The organism is Methylobacterium sp. C25 (genome assembly GCF_021352225.1).
Lineage (GTDB): Bacteria > Pseudomonadota > Alphaproteobacteria > Rhizobiales > Beijerinckiaceae > Methylobacterium.
In genome coordinates this window covers 487,834-510,193 of record NZ_JAAUVI010000001.1, presented here as the reverse complement: position 1 = coordinate 510,193, position 22,360 = coordinate 487,834, and the positions used below count along the sequence as shown (strand labels likewise).

The 22,360-nt window shown below is 66.4% G+C and carries 21 protein-coding genes, 1 tRNA gene and 1 pseudogene; 20 read left to right on the top strand and 3 right to left on the bottom strand.

Annotated elements, in window-relative coordinates:
• The first annotated feature begins 20 nt into the window (after positions 1–20).
• The 13 genes from HCU64_RS02420 to HCU64_RS02360 all read left to right on the top strand — a co-directional run bounded on the left by HCU64_RS02420 (position 21) and on the right by HCU64_RS02360 (position 12,924).
• Positions 21–254: a 4Fe-4S dicluster domain-containing protein gene (locus HCU64_RS02420; RefSeq protein ID WP_233382189.1), complete on the top strand. Its 234-nt coding sequence runs from the start codon at positions 21–23 to the stop codon at positions 252–254.
• 8 nt (positions 255–262) lie between these two features.
• Entirely contained in the window at positions 263–1,228 is a 966-nt protein-coding gene (locus tag HCU64_RS02415; protein ID WP_233382188.1) for a HEAT repeat domain-containing protein, read from the top strand.
• 267 nt (positions 1,229–1,495) lie between these two features.
• Positions 1,496–2,194 carry a Crp/Fnr family transcriptional regulator gene (locus HCU64_RS02410; RefSeq protein WP_233382187.1) on the top strand — a complete coding sequence of 233 codons (699 nt, stop codon included), beginning with the start codon at positions 1,496–1,498 and terminating at the stop codon, positions 2,192–2,194.
• Between the two features lie 226 nt (positions 2,195–2,420).
• Positions 2,421–3,785, top strand: a complete 1,365-nt coding sequence (locus HCU64_RS02405; protein WP_233382885.1) for an ABC transporter substrate-binding protein — start codon at positions 2,421–2,423, stop codon at positions 3,783–3,785.
• A gap of 4 nt (positions 3,786–3,789) precedes the next feature.
• Positions 3,790–4,698, top strand: coding sequence for an ABC transporter permease (locus tag HCU64_RS02400; RefSeq protein WP_267922105.1), 909 nt, complete (start codon positions 3,790–3,792; stop codon positions 4,696–4,698).
• Between the two features lie 52 nt (positions 4,699–4,750).
• On the top strand, positions 4,751–5,611 hold the full coding sequence (locus HCU64_RS02395; protein WP_233382884.1) for an ABC transporter ATP-binding protein: 861 nt from the start codon (positions 4,751–4,753) through the stop codon (positions 5,609–5,611).
• 142 nt (positions 5,612–5,753) lie between these two features.
• Positions 5,754–6,092: a ferredoxin FdxA gene (fdxA, locus tag HCU64_RS02390; RefSeq protein WP_233382883.1), complete on the top strand. Its 339-nt coding sequence runs from the start codon at positions 5,754–5,756 to the stop codon at positions 6,090–6,092.
• Between the two features lie 29 nt (positions 6,093–6,121).
• On the top strand, positions 6,122–6,895 hold the full coding sequence (locus HCU64_RS02385; RefSeq protein WP_233382185.1) for a ferredoxin--NADP reductase: 774 nt from the start codon (positions 6,122–6,124) through the stop codon (positions 6,893–6,895).
• Between the two features lie 168 nt (positions 6,896–7,063).
• On the top strand, positions 7,064–8,647 hold the full coding sequence (locus tag HCU64_RS02380) for a sigma 54-interacting transcriptional regulator (protein WP_233382184.1): 1,584 nt from the start codon (positions 7,064–7,066) through the stop codon (positions 8,645–8,647).
• Between the two features lie 192 nt (positions 8,648–8,839).
• Entirely contained in the window at positions 8,840–9,391 is a 552-nt protein-coding gene (locus HCU64_RS02375) for an OsmC family protein (RefSeq protein ID WP_233382183.1), read from the top strand.
• Between the two features lie 62 nt (positions 9,392–9,453).
• Positions 9,454–10,629, top strand: coding sequence for an acyl-CoA dehydrogenase family protein (locus HCU64_RS02370; protein ID WP_233382182.1), 1,176 nt, complete (start codon positions 9,454–9,456; stop codon positions 10,627–10,629).
• Positions 10,626–11,960 carry an FAD-dependent oxidoreductase gene (locus HCU64_RS02365; protein WP_233382181.1) on the top strand — a complete coding sequence of 445 codons (1,335 nt, stop codon included), beginning with the start codon at positions 10,626–10,628 and terminating at the stop codon, positions 11,958–11,960. Before HCU64_RS02370 ends, HCU64_RS02365 begins: the two co-directional genes overlap by 4 nt.
• A 10-nt stretch (positions 11,961–11,970) precedes the next feature.
• Positions 11,971–12,924, top strand: coding sequence for an MBL fold metallo-hydrolase (locus tag HCU64_RS02360; RefSeq protein WP_233382180.1), 954 nt, complete (start codon positions 11,971–11,973; stop codon positions 12,922–12,924).
• A 6-nt stretch (positions 12,925–12,930) separates the two neighbouring features.
• On the opposite strand, the gene HCU64_RS02355 is transcribed toward HCU64_RS02360, so the two are convergent.
• The gene (locus HCU64_RS02355) at positions 12,931–14,823 is read right to left on the bottom strand and encodes a sigma 54-interacting transcriptional regulator (protein WP_233382179.1); all 1,893 of its coding nucleotides are present in this window, start codon (positions 14,821–14,823) and stop codon (positions 12,931–12,933) included.
• A gap of 158 nt (positions 14,824–14,981) precedes the next feature.
• On the opposite strand from HCU64_RS02355, the gene HCU64_RS02350 reads away from it, so the two are divergent.
• The 4 genes from HCU64_RS02350 to cynS all read left to right on the top strand — a co-directional run bounded on the left by HCU64_RS02350 (position 14,982) and on the right by cynS (position 18,739).
• A complete protein-coding gene (locus HCU64_RS02350; protein ID WP_233382178.1) occupies positions 14,982–16,337 on the top strand; it encodes a CmpA/NrtA family ABC transporter substrate-binding protein in 1,356 nt (451 codons plus the stop codon).
• A gap of 3 nt (positions 16,338–16,340) precedes the next feature.
• Positions 16,341–17,180 (top strand): nitrate ABC transporter permease, encoded by an 840-nt coding sequence (ntrB, locus tag HCU64_RS02345; protein ID WP_233382177.1) that lies wholly within the window; start codon positions 16,341–16,343, stop codon positions 17,178–17,180.
• Between the two features lie 10 nt (positions 17,181–17,190).
• Positions 17,191–18,168 (top strand): ABC transporter ATP-binding protein, encoded by a 978-nt coding sequence (locus HCU64_RS02340; protein WP_233382176.1) that lies wholly within the window; start codon positions 17,191–17,193, stop codon positions 18,166–18,168.
• Between the two features lie 82 nt (positions 18,169–18,250).
• The gene (gene cynS / locus HCU64_RS02335) at positions 18,251–18,739 is read left to right on the top strand and encodes a cyanase (protein ID WP_233382175.1); all 489 of its coding nucleotides are present in this window, start codon (positions 18,251–18,253) and stop codon (positions 18,737–18,739) included.
• Between the two features lie 210 nt (positions 18,740–18,949).
• On the opposite strand, the gene HCU64_RS02330 is transcribed toward cynS, so the two are convergent.
• Positions 18,950–19,025 (bottom strand) — tRNA-Thr (locus HCU64_RS02330).
• Between the two features lie 426 nt (positions 19,026–19,451).
• On the opposite strand from HCU64_RS02330, the gene HCU64_RS02325 reads away from it, so the two are divergent.
• Both HCU64_RS02325 and HCU64_RS02320 read left to right on the top strand, forming a co-directional pair.
• The gene (locus HCU64_RS02325; protein WP_233382174.1) at positions 19,452–19,682 is read left to right on the top strand and encodes a NepR family anti-sigma factor; all 231 of its coding nucleotides are present in this window, start codon (positions 19,452–19,454) and stop codon (positions 19,680–19,682) included.
• 62 nt (positions 19,683–19,744) lie between these two features.
• Entirely contained in the window at positions 19,745–20,269 is a 525-nt protein-coding gene (locus HCU64_RS02320) for a sigma-70 family RNA polymerase sigma factor (RefSeq protein WP_325169943.1), read from the top strand.
• 11 nt (positions 20,270–20,280) lie between these two features.
• Here HCU64_RS02320 and aroB read toward each other — a convergent pair.
• Positions 20,281–22,017 (bottom strand): annotated as a pseudogene (gene aroB / locus HCU64_RS25535) (3-dehydroquinate synthase).
• 173 nt (positions 22,018–22,190) lie between these two features.
• Here aroB and HCU64_RS02305 point away from each other — a divergent pair.
• The gene (locus HCU64_RS02305) at positions 22,191–22,343 is read left to right on the top strand and encodes a histidine kinase (RefSeq protein ID WP_233382171.1); all 153 of its coding nucleotides are present in this window, start codon (positions 22,191–22,193) and stop codon (positions 22,341–22,343) included.
• Positions 22,344–22,360: the final 17 nt, after the last annotated feature.

Genomic DNA, 22,360 nt, shown 5'->3' with positions numbered 1-22,360 from the left:
CTGAGACACGGAGATACTCCATGCCCATCATCAACCAGGCCAAGAGCGCCGCGGTCGTCATCGACGACGACAAGTGCATCGCCGAGAAGGGCTGCCGCGTCTGCGTCGATGTCTGCCCGCTCGACATCCTCGCGATCGATGAGACGCGCCAGAAGGCCTACATGAAGTACGACGAGTGCTGGTACTGCATGCCCTGCGAAGTCGACTGCCCGACCAATGCAGTGAAGGTCAACATCCCCTACTTGCTGCGCTGAGGTCGATTATGGCACCGGTATTCGAAACCTTCGACGACGACTTGGAAGATCTCGCAGAGCGCGCTGAGAGCCCCGATGCCGGCATCCGCCGCGTCGCGATGATGGAGCTTGCCGAGGCCGTGGGCGCCGAGGCCAAGGTCCTGCTGCTGAAGGGCCTCGCGGATGACGACGCTACCGTGCGTGCCGCGGCCGCAAAAGCCCTCGACGAGCATGACGGCCCCGATGTGGTCGAGGGCTTGGTCGCGTCTCTCGAGGATGCAGACGAGGAGGTTCGCCGTACCGCTGCCGAGACTCTCTCCGAGAAGAAGGAGCCGACCTGCGGGCCGCTGCTCATCGAACGGGCAGAGCACACCGACCCCTTCGTCCAGGCTGCGGCTCTCCGCGCTCTGCGCGAGCTGGTGATCCCCGACGCTCTCTCCGCTGCCCTGAAGGCGCTGCAGAGTGTCGCTCCGGAAGTGCGCCGCGAAGGTCTCGGCGTCATCGGCTACCTCAAGGCGGAGGAGGCGCTTCCGGCTCTGCTCGCCACGGCACGGGACAGCGACGCGAGCGTGCGGCGCGCCACCATGTCGGCGCTGGTCTTCCTGCGCTCCGGCGGCCCCGGCGTCTCGACGCTGCTTGCCGGCCTCCAGGACGAGAACTGGCAGGTGCGCGAGGAGGCCGCCGTCTCCATCGCCAAGAGCCGCCTCCCGGAGGCCGTCGAGCCGCTGATCGCGGCGATGGCCGATCCGGTCTGGCAGGTGAAGACGAAGACCGCCAACGCACTCGGCCGGATCAAGTCCACTGCCGCCATCGACGTGCTCGGCAGCGCCCTCGAATCCGAGGTGAGCAATCTGCGCAAGGAGGCCGCCGCGGCCCTCGGCGAGATCGCCCATCCGCAGGCGCTCAGCTACCTCGAGCGTTCCTCCGAGGATCCCGATCCCGACGTGCGCAAGCTGATCCGCTGGGCCATTGGCAGGTGCCAGGCGGAGGTCTGAAGCCAGGACCTCAGCGCATACCGTCGACAGAGCGGCATCGGACTTTGAAGGTCCGGTGCCGCTTCGCTTCGGGGAGGCACGCCCGTCCGATCCCCGCGTCCAGCGACTGGCTCGCCTCCCCGTAGTTTAGAGCTGGTACAGGCTTTGCTGCACTGCCCTCGTCACATGCGAGGTTCAGCGATGCAGCCCATCCCCGTCCGGACGGAAACGGCCCATCTCTCATCGGGCCTGTCGCTTCCGACATGCTTCGGAGCCGCGACGAATCCAATGGAGGCGTTCCCCCAGCCCGCTGGGCCCCGGCCCCTGCTTGAAGGGCTCAGCGAGACCGAGCGCAGCCAAGTCATGGAGAAGGGCCGCCGCCGTGTCCTCTACCGGGGCGCGACCCTGTTCACCCAGGAGACGCCGAACGACGGTATCTGGCTGATCGAGACCGGTCGCATCCGCGTCTTCTACGCCGCGCCGACCGGCCGCGAGATCACCCTGGCCTATTGGTATCCCGGCAACTTCGTGGGGGGGCCGGAGGTGTTCGGCACGGGCACCCATAGCTGGTCGGGCATGGCAGCGAGCAATTCGACGGTGCTGCACCTGCCGGGCACGGCCCTGCGCCAGCTCGTGACCAAGATCCCGTCCTTGGCCTTCGGCATCATCGACGGGCTCACCTTCAAGGGGCGCTGCTACTCCGCGCTTGCCCAGATGCTGGGCACCCGCTCGATCACCGACCGGCTCGCCTTCCTGCTGATGCACCTCTCGGGGCTCTACGGCGTCGAGGAGGATGGCGGCGTCCTGATCGCTGCCGACTTCACCCATGCCGATCTCGCACACATGGTCGGCGCGACCCGGCAATGGGTGACGATCAGCCTCAAGCGTTTCGCCGAGCAAGGCATCGTCTCGACCAGGCGCTCCCAGATCCTGATTCAGCGTCCCGATGTCCTCGCGCGCATGCCCGGAGCCAAGGACGACGCTTAATTCGAATGCTTCTCGCTCAAAAGTGCGTCACGCCCGCGGGCGGCGAGACTTTTTGAGCAACTAATCGACTCGACTTCGACCTCTCCATTTGATCGCGATCCGACAAGCGCCTGATCATGACCTGGATGTCGAAGCGACATTGCACAGGACGGAGCGCATGATGACGTCGACTTGGGTTGGACGAAGCGCGGTCTCGGCGATCGCGCTCCTGGCAGCCGCTGGCGCGATGCTCGCGAGCCCCGCCAGCGCCGAGACCGCCCTCACCGTTGGCATCGGCACGCAGGACACCACGACGAACACCGCCACCGTCGGCGTCGTGATCCGCCAGCTCAAGCTCATCGAGAAGCATCTTCCGAAGACCGGCAAGTATGCCGACATGAAGATCACCCTCGACTGGCAGAACTTCACCTCCGGGCCGCCCGTCACCAACGGCATGATGGCCGGCAAGCTGCAGTTCGGCGCGATGGGCGACTATCCGCTGGTCGTGAACGGCTACACCTTCAAGAACAACCCCGAGAGCCAGTCCGAGCTGATCTCGGTCGCGGCCTACAATCTCTACGGCTCCGGCAACGGTATCGTGGTCAACAAGGAGACCGACAACTTCTCCTTCGACGACCTCAAGGGCAAGGTGGTCAGCGTTCCCTTCGGCTCTGCCGCCCACGGCATGGTGCTCAAGGCGCTGCAGGACAAAGGCTATCCGCAGACCTTCTTCCGGCTGGTGAACCAGAGCCCCGAGGTCGGCTCGACCAACCTGCAGGAGAAGAAGATCGACGCCCATGCCGACTTCGTCCCCTTCGCCGAGCTGCTGCCGTTCCGCGGCTTTGCCCGCAAGGTGTTCGACGGTGTCGAGACCAACCTGCCGACCTGGCACGGCGTCGTGGTCCGCACCGACTTCGCCAAGCAGTATCCCGAGATCGTCGACGCCTATCTCCAGGCGGTGCTCGATGCGCAGGCCTGGGTGAAGGCCGATCCGAAGCGCGCCGCCGAGCAGATCGCGGCCTGGACCGGCACCGACAAGGAGGTCGTCTACATCTTCCTCGGCCCGGGCGGGATCATGACCATTGATCCCACCATCAAACCGCAGCTCGTCGACGCGGCCAAGGAAGACGTCAAGGTCCTGCAGAAGCTCGACCGGGTGAAGGAGTTCGACGTCTCCACCTGGGTCAACGACAAGCCGATCCGCAAGGCCTTCGCCGAGCGTGGACTCGACTACGACAAGCAACTCGCTAGCACCGCGAATTACGAAGTCTCCGGCGAGGACAGCTTCTGCAAGAAGCCGATCACCGATCCGCGCAAGGCTGGCGAAATCTGGGTCAAGGGCGGCGACATCAAGCCCTATTCGAGCGCGGCCTGTACGCTCGGCGCCATCAACGATCTCAAGTCCAAGGGCAAGGAGATCAACGTCGCCTACGTCTTCGATACGTCGCGCGGCATCAAGCTCTTTGCCAAGGAGGCGTTCTACGCCGTTGGCGGCAAGGGCGAGATCGCGCCGTACCTGCTGAAGCGCGATGCCGAGGCTGCGGCGGAGAAATCCGGCTCGAAGGTGATGCCATACGACGAGGCCATCAAGGCCGCAGTGACGGGGGGCTGATCCGTTGGAAGCCGCTCTCCGTTCCCTCCCCAACCCGACGCCCGTGCCGGAGGCGTCCAGCGACGCGCTTGCACCAAAAAAGACCGAACCGACGCCAAGGGCGTCGGTTCGCAAGGACCACATTGCCCGCTGGTTCCGGCTGCATCGAGGGCAACTGCGCGGCGCGATGCTCGGCCTCGTCTCGCTGGCCGTGTTCATCGCGGTCTGGCAGCTGCTGACGGTGAACCACGCCATCTTCTACGTGCGCTTCACCAACGTGCCGAGCCCGGAAGAGGTGTTGGCGCGTGCGATCCTCGCGGCCCACAATCCCGTCTTCGGCGATCATATCTGGATGAGCTGCCGCCGCATCCTCTACGGCTTCACCCTGGCGAGCGTGGTCGCGATCCCGCTGGGCCTGCTGATGGGCCGCTTCCGGATCCTGCGCGAGATCGTCTTCCCGATCTGCGAGGTCACGCGGCCGATCCCGGCCATCGCCTGGGTCCCCATGGCGATCATGCTCTGGCCGACGAACGAGGAATCGATCGTCTTCATCACCTTCCTCGGTTCGTTCTTCCCGATCCTGATCAACACGCTGCAGGGCATGGCGACCGTCGATCCGGTGCTGGTGCGGGCCGCGCGCTGCCTGGGAGCGAAGGAGGCCTCGGTCTTCCGCGAGGTCTACCTGCCGGCCTCGCTGCCGCAGATCTTCACGGGGCTGACCGTGGGGATGGGCGTCGCCTGGGTCTCGCTCATCGCCGCCGAGATGATCTCCGGCCAGTTCGGCATCGGCTACTTCACCTGGGAGGCCTACTCACTGGTCCAGTATTCCGACATCGCGCTGGGCATGATCACGATCGGCGTGCTCGGCCTTGCCTCGAGCTTCGCCATCCGCCTGCTCGGCCGGTTGGCCATGCCATGGGGTGCGGCCCGCTGAGGGCCGCCTCCAACCAGCGATACCGTCGATCCATCCGATGAAGGGACACGCCATGGCCGGGACGGCTCGGGGCCTGATCGAGGTCCAGGACTTCTGCCTGCGCTACGAGACCATGGAGGGCGCCGTCGAGGCCGTCTCCGACGTTTCGCTCAACGTCCAGCCGGGCGAGTTCGTCTCCATCGTCGGCCCGTCGGGCTGCGGGAAGTCGACCCTGCTCAACGCGCTGGCCGGCTTCCTCACGCCCTCGGGCGGCACAGTGACGGTCGACGGCGAGGCGATCTCGGGGCCCAGCGCCGACCGGGGCATGATCTTCCAGCAATATTCGCTGTTTCCCTGGAAGACCGTGCGCGAGAACGTCGAGTTCGGGCTCAAGATGAGCGGTGTCTCGCGCAGTGAACGCGAGCGCCGGGCCCGGACGCTGCTCGGCCTCGCCGGCCTCACGCAGTTCGAGAACCACTACCCGGACCGGCTCTCGGGCGGCATGAAACAGCGCGTCGGCATCGTGCGGGCGCTCGCAACCGGCCCGCGCATCCTGCTCCTCGACGAGCCGTTCGGGGCGCTCGACGCCCAGACCCGGCTGATCATGCAGCAGATCCTCACCAACATGTGGCAGCGGCTGAAGATCTCGGTCCTGTTCGTGACCCACGACATCGACGAGGCGATCTTCCTGTCGGACCGGATCTACGTGATGACCGCCCGCCCAGGCACCATCAAGTCCGAGATCGTGGTGCCGTTGCCGCGTCCGCGCGAACCCTCGATGACCCTGTCCTCGGAGTTCTTGGGCCTGCGCCGCGGGCTGATGTCGCTGATCCGCGAGGAGAGCATCCGCGCCATGGGCGGCGAGGTGAGTCTCGACTCGCTGAAGGGCCTCGCGATCAACCTCGAAGGGCAAGATCTCGCGACAGTCCTCTAAGGCGCTTTCCGACGGCAGGGGTGCCGGTTCGCCGACGGAAAGCGCGTCCCATCCATGATCCGAGAGAGCCCGTCTCGACCCGATCGGGTCGATGAGCGCTCTCGTCGTGCCGGCACCTCAGCAAATCCTACAGGTTCCAGCCATGGCCTATGCCGTCACCGACAACTGCATCCGCTGCAAATACACCGATTGCGTCGAAGTCTGCCCGGTCGACTGTTTCTACGTCGGCGAGACCATGCTCGTGATCAATCCCGACGAGTGCATCGATTGCGGCGTCTGCGAGCCGGAATGCCCGGCCGATGCGATCAAGGCCGATACCGAGCCGGGCCTCGAAGGCTGGCTCGCCCTCAACGCCAAATACGCCGCCATCTGGCCGAACATCAGCGAGAAGCTCGACCCCTTGAGCGACGCCGCCGAATGGGACGGCCGCACCGGCAAGCTTGAAACCGTCTTCGGCGTCGCCGACCCGGCCGCCGCCTAACCGCAATCTCTCAGATCATAGGTGATGCCATGAGCAAGTACCTCGAAGAGCGAGTCCTCAGCGTTCATCATTGGACCGACACGCTTTTCTCTTTCCGCACGACGCGCGATCCTTCGTTCCGCTTCCGCAACGGCGAATTCACGATGATCGGCATCGAGGTCGAGGGACGGCCTCTGCTGCGCGCCTACTCGGTGGTCTCGGCCAATTACGAGGAAGAGCTCGAGTTCTTCTCGATCAAGGTGCCGAACGGCCCGCTCACCTCTAAGCTCCAGCATCTCAAGGTCGGCGACCCGATCATGGTCGGCAGGAAGCCGACCGGTACGCTGGTGCTCGACAACCTGCTTCCGGGCAAGAACCTCTACCTGCTCGGCACCGGCACCGGCCTCGCGCCGTTCATGTCGATCATCAAGGATCCGGAGACCTACGAGCGCTTCGAGAAGGTTGTGCTGGTCCATGGCTGCCGGCAGGTGCAGGAACTCGCCTATGGCGAGACCATCACCGAGTCGCTTCCGAACCATGAGTTCCTCGGCGAAGTGATCTCGGCCGGACTGATCTATTACCCGACGGTGACCCGCGAGCCGTTCCGCAACCGCGGCCGCATCACCGACCTGATGGTCTCTGGCAAGCTGTTCGAGGATGTTGGCCTGCCGAACATGTCGATCGAGAACGACCGCTTCATGCTGTGCGGCTCGCCGGAGATGATCCGCGACACCCGCGAGCTGCTCTCCGGCCTCGGCTACGAGGAGGGCAACCACGGCGAGGCCGCCCACTACGTCATCGAAAAGGCCTTCGTCGAAAAGTGAGCGGGCTGCGCTCTCTTCCCCTTGTGGGGAGAGAGCGACAATGCGTGTCGTGAAGACCAGAAGAAGGTTCAACGGGAGCACACTTGCCGCCACGCCCGCTCGCACAGGTCTTGCAGGCCTCCCTCCGGCTGCGCTTGAAGGGGATCCGAGCAGCGGAACGAGCAGCGAATGAGCAAAGATGCGTCGGGCGCTCATTGGCGCACGCAGGAGATGTTTCTTCTCCAAGAGGTCATGAGCCTCATCGGGAAGGGCATCCAGCTCGACCAAGTCGCGCGCGAGATGCTGCACCTGCTCTCGGAGATCATCGGCCTGAACCGCGGGCGCATCGTCCTCAAGGACCCGGATGGCGACGGCTACCGCATCGCGCATTCCTACGGCCTGACCCGCGAGGAGGCTGCGCGCGGCCGCTACGTTCTGGGCGAGGGCATCACCGGGCGGGTGATCCAGGACGGCCATCTCATCATCGTGCAGGATATCGACAAGGATCCGATCTTCCTCGCGCGTGCCGTCGAGCGCGCGCGATTGCCGAGGGGCGTCGTCTCGTTCCTGGCCCTGCCGATCCGGGTCAACCACAAGACGATCGGCGCAATCGCCTGTCATCGCATCCGCCATCGCGAGCGCGCACTATCCGACGACCTGACGATCCTGCGCATCATCGCCACCATGGTCGGCCAGTTGCTGACCCTCAACAGTCAGGTCGAGCAGAAGACCCGGGCACTCGAAGAACATAACGACATGCTCGCCCGTGAGCTGCGCATCAAACGGGCGCGCTACGGCATCATTGGCACCTCGCCGGCTTTGCTGCGGGCGCTCGTCCAGGTGGAGAAGGTGGCCGATGCCACGGCGAGCGTCCTGCTCCTCGGCGAGTCCGGCACCGGCAAGGAGCTGTTTGCGCGCGCGCTGCACCTGGCGAGCCCGCGCCGCGACCGGCCCTTCGTTAAGGTCAATTGCGCGGCGATCCCCGAGAGCCTGTTCGAATCCGAGCTGTTCGGCCACGAGCGCGGCGCGTTCACCGGTGCCGTCGAGCCGCGAGCCGGCTGGTTCGAGCAGGCGAGCGGCGGCACCATCTTCCTCGACGAGATCGGCGAGATGCCGGCGGTTCTACAGACCAAGCTGCTGCGCACGCTCCAGGAGGGCACTGTGGTGCGCCTCGGCGGCAAGCGCGAGATCCGCGTGGATATGCGCCTCGTCGCGGCGACAAACCGGGATCTCGCGGCGGAAGTCGCTCATGGTCGCTTCCGCGAGGACCTTTTCTACCGGCTCAACGTGATCCCGATCGTCCTGCCGCCGCTCGCTGAGCGGCGCGGCGACATCCCGGACCTCGTGCTGCATTTCCTGACGCGGGCGAACCAGGACAACCAGCGCAACGTGAACCTGACGCAGGACGCGTTGGCGCTCCTCGCCCGCCACCCCTGGCCGGGCAACATCCGGCAGCTCGCGAACTTCATCGAGCGCCTCGTGCTGCTCGCCAGCGAGGGCGTGCTCGACGCCAGCGATCTCGCGCCGATGCTGGCCGGCTCGCAGGGCGCAGCGCCGATCCAGGCGGCAATGCTGGAGCGCGTGCCGACTCCGTCGATGGGAGGCATCGTGCGTCCGTACCTTGCTGCCGATTCGCATGGCCACGAACAACTGCGGATCGCGCTCGCCCAGGCCGGCGGCAACAAGACCCGGGCCGCCCAGCGGCTCGGGCTAACCGAGCGCCAGTTCTCCTACCGCTGGCGCAAGCTGCAACCAGTCCCCGGTACCGGCTGAACAATGTCGACAATGTCGATATTTTGTCGACATTTCTTGTCGCGCTCATATGGCTCCGTGATCCGGATGTTTTGCCAAATCATTGGAAAATTTATTTTTTTAAGAAAATCCCTGAAGATTCTGATCTTGGCACTTGCCTTGCGCTGATTCCCTTGAGCCGGCCCGCATGGCCGCGCCAGAAAAGGATCAGCCATGAGCGCCAGCGCCGCCCCGACAACCGTCTCCGCCTATCTGCGCCCGATCGATCGCGACGGCCTCGCGGCCTTCGCCGAGAAGGGCCGATGCAACCCGGGCTCCCGCGGCACCAACAAGGTGCATACGGTGGTCGACGGCCAGTACCGCACCCTCAGCTATGTCGGTGACCATGCCCCGGTGGTGGTGGACGAGCCGCTCCACCTGTTCGGTGAGAACACCGCACCCGCCCCCGGCGAGATCGTCCTGTCGGCGCTGGGCGGGTGCCTCGCCGTTGGGATCACGGCCGTCGCCACCTGGAAGCGGGTCCGTCTCTCGCGCCTTGAACTGCATCTCGAAGGTGACATCGGCAACCCGGCGGCCTGGGGCGCCGGCGGCGCCGAGAAGATGCCGGCCGACATGGGCTTCCAGGCGATCCGGGTGAAGGTGACCATCGAGGGCGACGCCAGCCGCGAGGAACTCGACGAGATCGCGCGGCACGCGAACACCTACTCGCCGGTCGCCAACTCGATGCGCAACCCGATCCCGTTCGAGATCGGCCTCGCCGACTGAGCCCGTTCGAGGAGCGGGCCACCCCGCTCCTCGCGTCGCCCCCATTCCGAGGAGATTGCACGATGCCGAGCGCCCTCGCTCTCCGTCCGGCCGAGACCCCCGATGCCTCCGAAGCTGGCCGATGGTCGGACGAGGCCGTGCTGGCCGCGACGACGGCCATTGCCGATGGTCCGCTCGCTGCCGCGGCAGGTGCGATCGACCACGGAACCTACCCGCTCGACATCCTGGGACAGCTGGGCGAGGCGGGCGCGCTGGGCGTCCATCTCGACCGTCACGGTGGGCGAGTCGGCCTCTCCATCGCCGCCATGCAGGCCGTGAGTCGCGCCTGCGGGGCGACCGGCTTCCTGATGTGGTGCCACGACGTCTGCGGCCTCTACATGGAGCAATCCGGCAATCCCGCCCTGACCGGCACGTTGCTCGATGACCATGCCGCGGGGCGCAGCTTCGGCGGCACCGCCCTCTCGAACCCGATGAAGGCCTTTGCCGGGATCGAGCCGATCCTGCTGCGGGCTCAGCGTGTCGCGGGCGGCTACCGGGTCAGCGGGATGCTGCCTTGGGTGAGCCATATCGATCCGGGCCAGTATTGCGGCGCCATCGCCGGCGTCGACGCCAACGGCGGGATCGGCCACGAAATCATGTTCCTGCTGCGCTGCGACCGCGCCGAACTGCGCCGCTGCCCGGAATTCTCCGGCATGGAGGGGACCAGCACCTGGGGCCTCAAGCTCGACGACTACTTCGTCGGCCAGGGCGACATCATCGCAGATCCGGCCCGGCCGCTCATCGGACGGATCCGCGGCGCCTTCATCCTGCTCCAATGCGGTATGGGCCTGGGCGTCGCCGAGGGAAGCCTCGATTCCATGCTCGCGGTCGAGGAGACCCTCGGCCACGTCAACCAGTTCCTCGACGACCGGCCCGCCGAGATTGCGGCGGAGCTGGCCGAGTTGCGCGCCCGCGTCATGCGTCTCGCTGAGACGCCCTACGAGAGCGCAACGGACTACCTGATCGACGTGCTCGATGCCCGCGCGCAGACTTCCGAATTGGCCCTGCGCGCCGCGCAATCGGCGCTGCTGCACCAGGGAGCGCGCGGCTACATGATGTCGGCCGCCCCCCAGCGTCGCGCCCGAGAGGCGCATTTCGTGGCGATCGTCACGCCGGCCATCAAGCATCTGCGCTGGGAGATGGCGCGGCTTTCGCGAGAGGTCCTTCCCGCCGCCAGCGCTCAGGGAGCCGTGGCATGAGCGTCATCGAGCCCACCGACGGCCTCGGCCCTTGGAAGCAGTTTCTCTGCCGGGCCTGCGGCCTGATCTACGACGAGGGCGAGGGCGACCCCGACAGCGGGCTTGAGCCGGGCACGCGCTTCGCCGACATCCCCGACGATTGGGCCTGCCCGATCTGCGGCGTCACCAAGACGGATTTCGAGCCGTATCAGCGCCGAGCCCCGGTCGCGCCGGCAGCCGTCCCGGCGATCCGCCAGCGCCGCCCCGGTGTGGTGATCGTCGGCGCCGGTCTCGCCGGCTGGAGCGCCGCCGAGGCGATCCGCGCCGAGGATGCGAGCCTGGCGATCACGCTCGTCACCGCCTGCAGCGGCGACGTCTACCACAAGCCCGAACTGTCGGTGGCGCTCGGGCGCGGCCTCTCGCCGGAGAAGCTGCGCCGCGAGAGCGGCGCAGAGGCTGCGTCTCGCCTCGGCCTCACGCTGATGACCGATACCGTCGCGATCGGCCTGTCTCCGGAGCGGCACAGCCTGCGCACCACGCGCGGAACGCTCGGCTACACGCATCTCGTGCTGGCGCACGGCGCTCGCTCGGCGCTGCCGGGCCATCTCGATCCGAGCCTGTGCTGGCGGGTCAACGATCTTGCGGCCTGGTCCGGCATGCATGCCGACCTCGCGGGCGCGCCCCGCGACGTCACGGTGATCGGTGCCGGCATGGTCGGATGCGAACTCGCCGAGGACCTCGCGCGGGCCGGCCATGCCGTGACGCTGATCGGCGCCGCGTCGCTGCCCTTGCCGGAGATCCTGCCCGAGCCGGCCTCTCGCCGCCTCCTGGCCGGTCTCGAAGGCCTCGGCGTGATTTTCCGGGGCAACACGCTGGTGAGCAAACTGACCCGTACCGCGAACGGCAAGGTCGCCCTCGACTTCGCCGACGGCGCCGCGATGGAAGCCGCCACCGTGATCGCCGCGACCGGCCTCGCCACGCCCTCCCGTCTGGTGCGCGGAGCCGGCCTCGCGTTCGACAGCGGCATCGTCGTGGATCAGGCCACGCTCCGCACGAGCGGCCCCGACATCTACGCGCTCGGCGACTGTATCAGCATCGCGGGCCAGCCCTGCCGGTTCATCGAGCCGATCGGGCGCCAAGCGGAGGCCATCGCCTTCGCGATCCTCGGCCGGGACCATTCGGGCTATACGCACAGCGCGCCGGTGATCCGGCTGAAGACGCGCTCGGCGCCGATCGAGCTGCATGGACGGCCCGTCGCCGGGGCCGCCTGGGCCATCACGGAGCAGACCGAGCATCGTCTGGCGATGGAACAGCGTCACGAGGGCCAGGTCACCGCCTGGCTGGCAGCCTGAGGACCGGATCATGACGAACCACAGCCTCACCGAAGACCAGGCGCTGGCCCGAGCGAGCGAGCAGGTGACGGCGACGCTTGCCGGCAAGCGCGCGAAGGGCGTCGTTCAAGGGTTTTTCGACGAGCCGACGAACACGGCGACCTTCGTCGTCCACGATCCCCGCACTCGCGCGACTGTAGTGATCGACAGCGTGCTCGATTTCGATCCTGCCGCGGGCGCGATCTCCTACGAGGCCGCCGACAAGGTCATCGCCTACATTCGCGAGAACGATCTCTCGGTAGAGTGGATTCTCGAGACCCACGTCCATGCCGACCACCTGTCGGCGGCGCCCTATCTCCAGCAGCAGCTCGGCGGCCGGCTCGGCATCGGCCGCGGCATCCTCCAGGTGCAGAACGAGTTCGGGAAGCTGTTCAATGCCGGCACCGACTTCGCGCGCACCGGCGAGGAGTTCGACCGCCTGTTCGACGACGGCGACAGCTTCATGATCGGCGACGTGGAAGCCACGGTGCTGCACGTACCAGGCCATACCTCGGCCGACCTCGCCTACGTCATCGGCGACGCCGCCTTCGTCGGCGATACGCTGTTCATGCCGGATTACGGCACCGCGCGCGCCGACTTCCCCGGCGGCGATGCCCGCCAGCTCTTCCGTTCGATCCGCCGGCTGCTGGCACTCCCCGACGACACTCGCCTGCTCCTCTGCCACGACTACAAGGCGCCAGGGCGCGACAGCTTCGTCTACGAGACGACGGTCGCCGCACAGCGGGCCGGTAACGTCCATGTCCGCGACGGGACGGCGGAGGACGATTTCGTCTCGATGCGCACCGCCCGCGATCGGACGCTGAAGGCGCCCCGCCTCATCATGCCCTCGATCCAAGTCAACATGCGCGGCGGCCGCCTGCCCGAGCCCGAAGAGAACGGGACGCGCTACCTCAAGATCCCGCTGTCGCCGACGTCGCGATCCTGAAGGCGCTCACCGCCCTGGCCGTCGGATGCCGAGCACCTTCATCCGCGACGCCAGGGTGGTAGGCTTGAGATCGAGGAGTTCGGCCGCGCCGCCGGCCCCGAAGACCTTGCCGCCGCAGGCGGCAAGGGCCGCCTCGATATCGGCACGGTCGCGGGCGCGACGCTCGGTCTCCGTCGCGGGGCGCCCTGAGACCGTGGGCCGGCTCACCACCTCTTCGGGAACGGGTGCATCCACCTCCGGCAGGTCGAAGCGCAGGCGCCCGCGCAATGCGAGGATGGCGGCGCGCTCGATGACGTTCTCCAGTTCGCGCACATTGCCCGGCCAGTCGTAGCGGGTCAGGCGACGCACATCTCCTTGGGTCAGGCGCGGCTCCGGGATGTTGAGCCGTCGGGCGGCACCTTTCAGGAAATGCTGCGCGATCAGCGGAATGTCCTCGGGGCGCTCGCGCAGTGGCACCGCGCCGATCGGGAAAACGTTGAGCCGGAAGTAGAGGTCTTCGCGGAACTGCCCGCGCCGAACGGCGTCCTTGAGGTCGCGGTTCGTCGCGGCCACCAGGCGGACGTCGACGGCGCGGGTGCGTTCGTCGCCGATGCGCTCGAAGGAGCGCTCCTGCAGCACGCGCAAGAGCTTGCCCTGCAGGTCGAGGGGGATCTCGCCGACCTCGTCGAGAAAGAGCGTCCCGCCATCGGCCAGCTCGAAACGGCCGACGCGGTCGCGCAGCGCGCCGGTGAAGGCGCCCTTGGCGTGGCCGAAGAATTCGCTCTCGAACAGCTCGCGGGGGATCGCCGCGCAGTTCACGCGGATCAGCGGCCGCTCGCGGCGGCGGCTCGCCTCGTGGATCGCGCGTGCGATCAGCTCCTTGCCGGTGCCGGATTCGCCGATGACCAGCACCGTGGCATCGGTTCCGGCGACGAGCTCGACCTGTCGCAGCGTCGCCTCGATCGCCGGCGAGCGGCCGATGATGCCCTGGTGGTGGCTCTCGGCCCTGATCTCCTCCTTGAGATAGGCGTTCTCGAGTTCGAGCCGCGTGCGCAGCGAGTCGACCTCGGCCAGCGCCGTGCGCAACTGCTCGTCCGCCTCGCGCCGCTGACTCACGTCGCGGAAGATGATGACGGCGCCGAGCAGCCGGCCGCGATCCCGGATCGGCGTCGAGGTGTACTCAACCGGGAAGGCCGTGCCGTCCTTGCGCCAGAAGACTTCGCTGTCGACCTGGTGCACCGCGCCGTCGCGAAAGGCCGCGTAGATCGGGCAATCGTGGTGGTGATAGTGCGCGCCGTCCTGGTGGGTGTGGTGGACGGTGGCATGCATGTCCCGTCCGACGAGGTCGGTAGCCTTCCAGCCCAGCATGCGCTCGGCGGCCGGATTGACGAAGGTGGTCACCCCCTCGGCGTTGACGCCGTAGATCCCTTCGCCAGCTGCCCGCAGGATCAGCTGATTCTCGCGCTCGATGTCGCGAAAGATCCGCTCCATCCGCTGCCACTCGGAGAGGCCGGCCCGCATATGGGCGTCGGCCTCGCTGTCGATGCCGCGGTTCCGGCGCTCTTCGAGATCGGCCAGGGTCACGAGAATGCGCTGCTTCGGGCCGGGCAAGAGGGAGCCCGCATATTCCAGGCGCAGCACCTCGCCTTTGCTATGGCGCGGCGTCAGCGCATGCGTCCACCAGCGCCGGCTCGCCTGCACGGCCTGGGTGAAGACGATGAGCGTCGGGAGTTGGCCCGGATGAAGAGTACTCACCGCCATCCCGACGAGATCATCTCGCGCGTAGCCGAGGAGCCGCGCCGTCGCGGCGTTGGCGTCGACGATGCGGTCCTCGCCGGGATCGAGGACGAGCATCGGTTCGTGCGAGGCCTCGAAGACCAGACCGAAGCCATCCGGCTCGATGCCATGCGCCGAGATCATTACGAACTTTCGTACCTGAACTACGAATTTTCATAATACACGAAATCTCGTGATTTTTGGCAGATTTCTAAATCATTGATTTTATTCAATATATTTTATTTGCGAGGCTGGCACGCCGCTTGCCACGGTTTCGCTGTCACGAACCGTGCGAGGCGCAAATGGCTCTGTTCGACAATCCTTTCGGCAAACGACATCGCCTAAGCCGCAGCGCATGCTCGTGCGGTGCCCATGCTAGCCAGGCCGAGCACGAGGCCGCGACGAGCGACGCCGCCATTCAACGCACCGTCGAGCAATCGATGCTGCGTGCGGTTCTCCCACATGAGGTCGAGCGCCGCGCCTTCCTGAGCAGCGTCGGCGCCGCCACGGCGCTCGCCGCCATCAGCCAGATCCTGCCGACCCGGTTCGTCGCCGAGGCTTTCGCCGAAGCCGGCAAGCCGGAGAAGACCGACCTCAAGGTCGGCTTCATCCCAATCACCTGCGCCACGCCGATCATCATGGCCAAGCCCATGGGCTTTTACGAGAAGCAGGGGCTCGACGTGGACGTCGTGAAGACCGCCGGCTGGGCCGTGGTTCGCGACAAGACGCTGAACAAGGAATACGACGCGGCCCACATGCTGGCGCCGATGCCGATCGCCATCACCATGGGGCTCGGCTCGAACCCGGTGCCCTTCGCGGTGCCGGCGATCGAGAACGTCAACGGCCAGGCGATCTGCCTCGCCAACAAGCACAAGGATAACCGCGACCCGAAGAACTGGAAGGGCATGAAGCTCGCCATTCCGTTCGACTATTCGAACCACAACTACCTGCTGCGCTACTACCTCGCCGAGCACGGCATCGACCCCGATACCGACGTGCAGCTGCGCTCGGTGCCGCCGCCGGAGATGGTCGCGAACCTCCGCGCCGACAACATCGACGGCTTCCTGGCGCCCGACAACGTCGTGCAGCGCGCGGTTTATGACGGCGTCGGCTTCATTCACATCCTGTCGAAGGAGATCTGGGACGGGCATCCCTGCTGCTCGTTCTCGATCGCGCAGGAGACCGTCCAGCAGATGCCGAACGCCACGGCGGCGCTGCTCAGGGCGATCATGGAGGCGACCGCCTACGCCTCAAAGCCCGAGAACCGGAAGGACGTGGCCGCGGCCATCGCGCCTGCCAACTATCTCAACCAGCCGCTCACCGTGATCGAGCAGGTCCTCACGGGCACCTATGCGGACGGCCTCGGCAATGTGAAGAAGGACCCGAAGCGGGTGGCCTTCGACCCGTTCCCCTACGAGAGCTTCGCGGTCTGGACGCTGACCCAGATGAAGCGCTGGGGCCAGATCAAGGGCGAGGTCGACTACAAGGCGGTGGCCCAGCAGGTCTACCGCGCCACCGACGCGGCCCGGCTCATGAAGCAGGCCGGCCTGACGCCGCCGGAGGCCACCACCAAGACCTTCGTGGTGATGGGCAAGACCTTCGATCCGGACAAGCCCAAGGAGTATCTCGACTCCTTCGCCATCAAGCGGGCGAGCTGAGCCATGCGGAGCTCCCTTCGCCTGCGCGCCGGCCTGCTCTCGCTGGCGATCTTCGCGGCCTTCCTGCTGCTCTGGCAGGTCGCCGTCGGCGGCATCGCCAAGACCGAGGCCATGGACCCGGAATATGCGGCGTTGATGGGCCAGTCGGCGACAACCGGGAAGTCAGCCATGCCCGGCCCGCTGGATGTCGGCGCCACGATCTGGAAACACCTGAAGGACCCGTTCTACGACCGCGGCCCGAACGACAAGGGTATCGGCATCCAGCTCGGCTATTCGATCGGCCGCGTCGCGCTCGGCTACCTGCTCGCCGTCGCTGTGGCGATTCCGATCGGCTTCATGATCGGCATGTCGCCGCTGATGAGCCAGGCGCTCGACCCCTACATCCAGATTCTGAAGCCGGTCTCGCCGCTCGCATGGATGCCGCTCGCCCTCTACACGATCAAGGATTCAAGCCTGTCCGCGATCTTCGTGATCTTCATCTGCTCGATCTGGCCGATGCTGATCAACACGGTGTTCGGCGTCGCCTCGACCCGCAGGGAATGGCTCAACGTCGCCCGCACCCTCGAGGTCGGCCCCGTGCGCCGCGCCTTCACGGTGATCCTGCCGGCGGCCGCGCCGACGATCCTCACCGGCATGCGGATCTCCATCGGCATCGCCTGGCTCGTCATCGTCGCCGCCGAGATGCTCGTGGGCGGGACCGGCATCGGCTACTTCGTCTGGAACGAGTGGAACAACCTCTCGATCACCAACGTGATCACCTCGATCCTGGTGATCGGCCTCGTTGGCATGGTTCTCGACCAGATGCTCGCTCGCGCCCAGCGCCTCGTGACCTTCCCCGAGTGAGGCTGACGCGATGAGCAAGCTCCTTCCCTTCGTGCGGCGCTCAGGCAGCACCGCTCCCGACCAGAACGCCGGGACCAAGCGCATGTCCTCGTCCGAAAAGTTCATCTCGATCGAGGGCATCGCCCGGCGCTACCCAGCCCCCGGCGGAAAGCAGACCACGATCTTCGAGAACCTGTGGCTGCCGATGCGGCGCGGCGAGTTCGTCTGCATGATCGGCCATTCCGGCTGCGGCAAGACGACGGTGCTGAACATCCTCGCCGGCCTCGAAGCGCCGAGCGAGGGCGTGGTGATCGTCGACGGAAAGGCAATCGAGGGCACCAGCCTCGACCGCGCCGTGATCTTCCAGGGCCATGCCCTGCTCCCCTGGCGCACGGTGCTCGGCAACGTCGCCTACGCGGTCTCCTCGCGCTGGCGGAAGGCCCCGAAGGCCGAGGTCGAGGAGCGGGCGAAGAAGGCCATCGCGACGGTCGGCCTCGCCGGCTCCGAGCACAAGCGGCCCTCCGAGCTCTCGGGCGGCATGAAGCAGCGCGTCGGCATCGCCCGCGCGCTCTCCATCGACCCCAAGATTCTCTTGATGGACGAGCCGTTCTCGGCGCTCGACGCCCTCACTCGCGGGACGTTGCAGGACGAGGTCCGTCGCATCTGCGTCGAGACCGGCCAGACCGTGTTCATGATCACTCACGACGTCGACGAGGCGATCTACCTCGCCGACCGGATCGTGTTGATGACGAATGGCCCAGAGGCCAAGGTCGCCGAGATCGTCGAGAACCCGCTGCCGAAGGACCGCGACCGCACGCAACTCCACCACGCGCCCGGCTACTACGCGATCCGCAACCACCTGATCGACTTCCTCGTGACCCGCTCGAAGACAATGCGGGACGCGATGCCGGCCTCTTACGATCCGCGTCATCCGTCGGTGGTGCGCCCCTCGCTCAGCGAGGCGGATGCGGCCGCCATCGGCTCCGAACCACCGGCCAAGCGGGCCTGAACCGCCCGGCCACGGCCTCGCCCGACCGCCTCACTCGTGAGGCGGAACCCTCAGTCACGTCCCAACGCAAAAGGAGACACCCATGAAGCGCGAAGACCTCACCGAGAAGCTCCTCGACATCAAGCGCGAGAAGGGCTGGACCTGGAAGTACATTCAGGACGAGATCGGCGGCATCTCGCCGATCCTGATCACCGCCGCCTGCATGGGCCAGATGAAGCTGCCGAAGGCCCAGGCGAAGAAGGCCGCCGAGCTGTTCGGCCTGAGCCAGGCCGAGGAGCGCATGCTCAACGAGGCGCCCTATCGCGGCTCGATCGCCCAGATGCCGCCGACCGACCCGCTGATCTACCGGTTCTACGAGCTGGTGATGGTCTACGGCACCACCTGGAAGGAGCTGATCCAGGAAGATTTCGGCGACGGCATCATGTCGGCGATCGACTTCAACATGACCATGGAGCGCGAGCCCAACAACAAGGGCGACCGGGTCAAGATGAGCCTCTCGGGCAAGTTCCTGCCCTATAAGTATTACGGTGCCGAGGATGGCGTGCCGGAATACGGCTTCAAGGAAGCATGAACCCAGTCATGGCCGGCGAAACGCTTTTCGCCGGCCGGCTACCCTTGCAACCCAAATGCATCAGGAGCCTCAGATCGAAGCTCCCCTATGCTGCTGTCGAGCAAGTCGGCATTCAGAACACGAGACTGTCCTGCAAGCCACAGCACGGTTTCGTGCCTCAAAATGTAAAAAGAACGCCCGCTAAGTCGTTGACCTGGCGGGCTGAATTGATGGTGCCGGTTGCGGGACTTGAACTCGCGACCTACCGCTTACAAGGCGGTTGCTCTACCAGCTGAGCTAAACCGGCATCGGGAAATGGGCTACCAGCCGCTACCGCGCCATGCAAGCCGATGCGCCCGCCCGCGGCGCGCTGCCGGAACACCGGATCGGTCCGCGCAACCTTCAACTCTCGCCGAGCCCGACAAGTCCGCCCCGCCGCGGGCTTGAAGGTATCGGTTCTGGAAGCATTCGCTTGAGCATTGAGCGGCCCATGACGGTATAGCGGCAGCTGCGTCCGTGATTGACTTGGCTATAAGCCCGATTTGCGTTGTGTTTCTGATCGTTTCCGATTCTTGAAAGGCTTCTGAATACGTATTTCAGAGGCGGTTAAATCGCGCCGCACTACCACGTCGACCTTAAGTGATGGCCTCGTCCGACGGGAGCAACGGTTTCAGAATTTCCGCACGCTCCGAAGCCGGCCTTGGCCCTCAGGCAGGCACGATGATGGGGAGCGATGAGCGATCGCGAGCGCAACCAGTCCGAGATCGAACACTCGAAGCTCCGCGCATCCGAAGTGGGAGCCGAGAGGGCGCCGGTCGCCGGCGTTGCCGCCGAGGCGCAAAGACGCATCGGGCGCGATCTGCGCCTTCTCTATGCGGGCGTCCTCAATCAGCCCCTGCCCGAGAGATTGACGCGGCTCGTCGACGAACTGGCCGTTCAGGATCGAAGCAAGGAGGGCTCATGATGACCCGGATTGCAGTCACGATTCGGCCGGCGTCGAACACGTCGCCTGGAGCCGACGCGGAGATGCGATCTCTGCTGCTCGGGGCGATCCCTGCGCTCAGAGCCTTTGCCTATTCATTGACCTACGACCTCGATCGCAGCGATGATTTGGTTCAGGACACGCTGGTGCGCGCCTGGACCAAGGCGGACAGCTTTCAGCGTGGCACCAATTTGACCGCTTGGTTGTTCACCATCCTGCGCAACCTGTTCTATTCCGAGTTGCGTAAGCGCAAGCGCGAGGTGGAGGACGGCGATGGCGCTCTGGCGGCCAAGCTGACCAGTCTGCCTGAGCAGGAGGTGCGGCTCGAGCTGCGTGAGTTCCAGGAAGCGCTCGACCTGCTGCCCTTCAGCCAGCGTGAGGCCCTGGTGCTGGTGGGAGCGCAGAGCTTCACCTACGAGGAGGCAGCCGAGATCTGCGGCGTCGCCGTCGGTACCGTGAAGAGCCGGGTGAGCCGCGCGAGGCTTCGGCTTACCGAGATCCTCGGCACCAAGGCAGGAGACGAGATCGGTGCCGACGCCATGACGCGAGCGGCTCTCGGTTCCTCATAGTCTCGGCGCCCCTAGGCGGCCAGTTCATCGGTGAGGAAGGCGCGCACGTCCGATGCTTCGATGCCCGGGGCGATGAAGCTCTGGCCGATCCCGCGGGACAGGATGAAGGTCAGCCGCCCGTCTCGCACCTTCTTGTCCTGCGCCATGGCGTCGAGGAGAGCATCGGCGTCGCCGCAGCCACCTGGGACCTGGCTCAGGCGCGTCGGAAGGCCGGCCAGAGCCAGGTGATTGGCGACGCGGCCGGCATCCTGGCCGGGACACAGTCCCAGCCGCGCAGAGAACCGGAAGGCCAAGGCGAGGCCGATCGCGACGCCCTCGCCGTGGACGAGCCGGGTCGAGTCGTAGCCGGTCAGGCGCTCTAGGGCATGGCCGAAGGTGTGGCCGAGATTGAGCAGGGCGCGTTCGCCGTCCTCACGCTCGTCGCGCACGACGACACCGGCCTTCGAGCGACAGCAGATCGCCACCGCTTCTTCGCGCTCTGAGCCGCCCGAAAAGATTCCGGACCAGTTCGCCTCGCACCAATCGAAGAAGGCCGCATCGTTGATCAGGCCGTATTTCGCGACCTCGGCATAGCCGGCGCGCATCTCACGCTCGGACAGCGTATCGAGCGTCGCCGTGTCGGCGAGGACGAGGCGGGGCTGGTGAAACGCGCCGATCAGATTCTTGCCGAGCGGCGAGTTGATGCCAGTCTTGCCGCCGACCGAAGAATCGACCTGCGCGAGCAGGCTCGTCGGCGCCTGGACGAAGCGCACGCCGCGGCGGAGCGAGGCTGCTGCGAAGCCGGCGAGATCACCGACGACGCCACCACCAAGGGCCACGACCAGATCGCCGCGCTCGATCCGGTGCGCGAGCAGACCGTCGCAGACCTCGGCGAAGCGCGCGTAGCTCTTTGAGGCCTCGCCGGGCGGTACGCTGACCGTCCCGGAGCGCAGGCCGGCGGCCTCGAGCGACAGCCGGACCCGATCGGCATAGAGGCTCGCGACGGTGTCGTCCGTGACAATGGCGGCTGCCTTGCCGCCGAGGGCGGCGACTCGTGGGCCGGCCTCGTCGAGCAGCCCACGGCCAATCAGAATGTCGTAGTCGCGGCCCTGGTCGAGGGGCACGTGGACCGTGAGACGTTCGCTCATTCTCTCGCTCTACTGCGCGGCGACGCCCTGGGCCGGCGGGGTCAGCCAGACGTCGAGGGCTTCCAGGACGTCCTGCACCACGCGGTCATGCGAGACGTCGCGGGACAGGACCATGACGTCGGCCTGTCCATAGATCGGGTGGCGCACCGCCATCAGGTCGCGCATCGTCGCCTCCGGGTCGGCCGTCTGCAGCAGGGGGCGGGTGCCGCGCTTCTTCACGCGCCGCATCAGCACGTCGAGTTCGGCGCGAAGCCAGACGGATACGGCGCTCTGCACGATCCGCTCGCGGGTCGCGTCGCGCATGAAGGCGCCGCCGCCGGTCGCCAGCACCATGGGCCCCTGGCGCAGCAGCCGGGCGATGACCCGCTCTTCGCCCTCGCGAAAACTCTCCTCGCCGTAGATCGCGAAGAGATCGGTGATGGTGAGGTTCGCGGCCGCCTCGATCTCGGAATCGGCGTCCTTGAACATCAGGCCGAGGCGCGTGGCGAGGCGGCGTCCGACCGTGCTCTTGCCGGCTCCCATCAGGCCGACGAGCACGATCGAGCGCGCGCCGAGGGCGCGGCGAATGCGCGCCTCGATCGGGTCGTCCGGCTCTGAGCCCGTGGTGTCGGGGTCGGTCATCGCGCGGTCATAGACGGTTTTCGAGAGCGGGCGAAGCCATTCGCCAAGCTCTGCCTGTGGCTTCGTGGACCTTGCCTTCGCGCGCCACGCATGGGACCAGATCCTCCCGGTCCGACAGGCGTAAGCGGCCTTGCCGCGCGCATCGTAGAGTTCGTCCGAAAGGTTCGCGCGCCGTGCCGTCCCTGTTCCGCTTCCTGGCGATCCTGGCCATCCTCGGGGGGGCCGTCTTCGCCGGCATTTTTGCATTGGCGACCTTCGTCCAGCCGACCCAGCGCGAGATGAGCGTCACCATACCGGCGTCGAAGCTCCAACCGGGCAACAAGTGAGCGGCGGCCATCCAGGC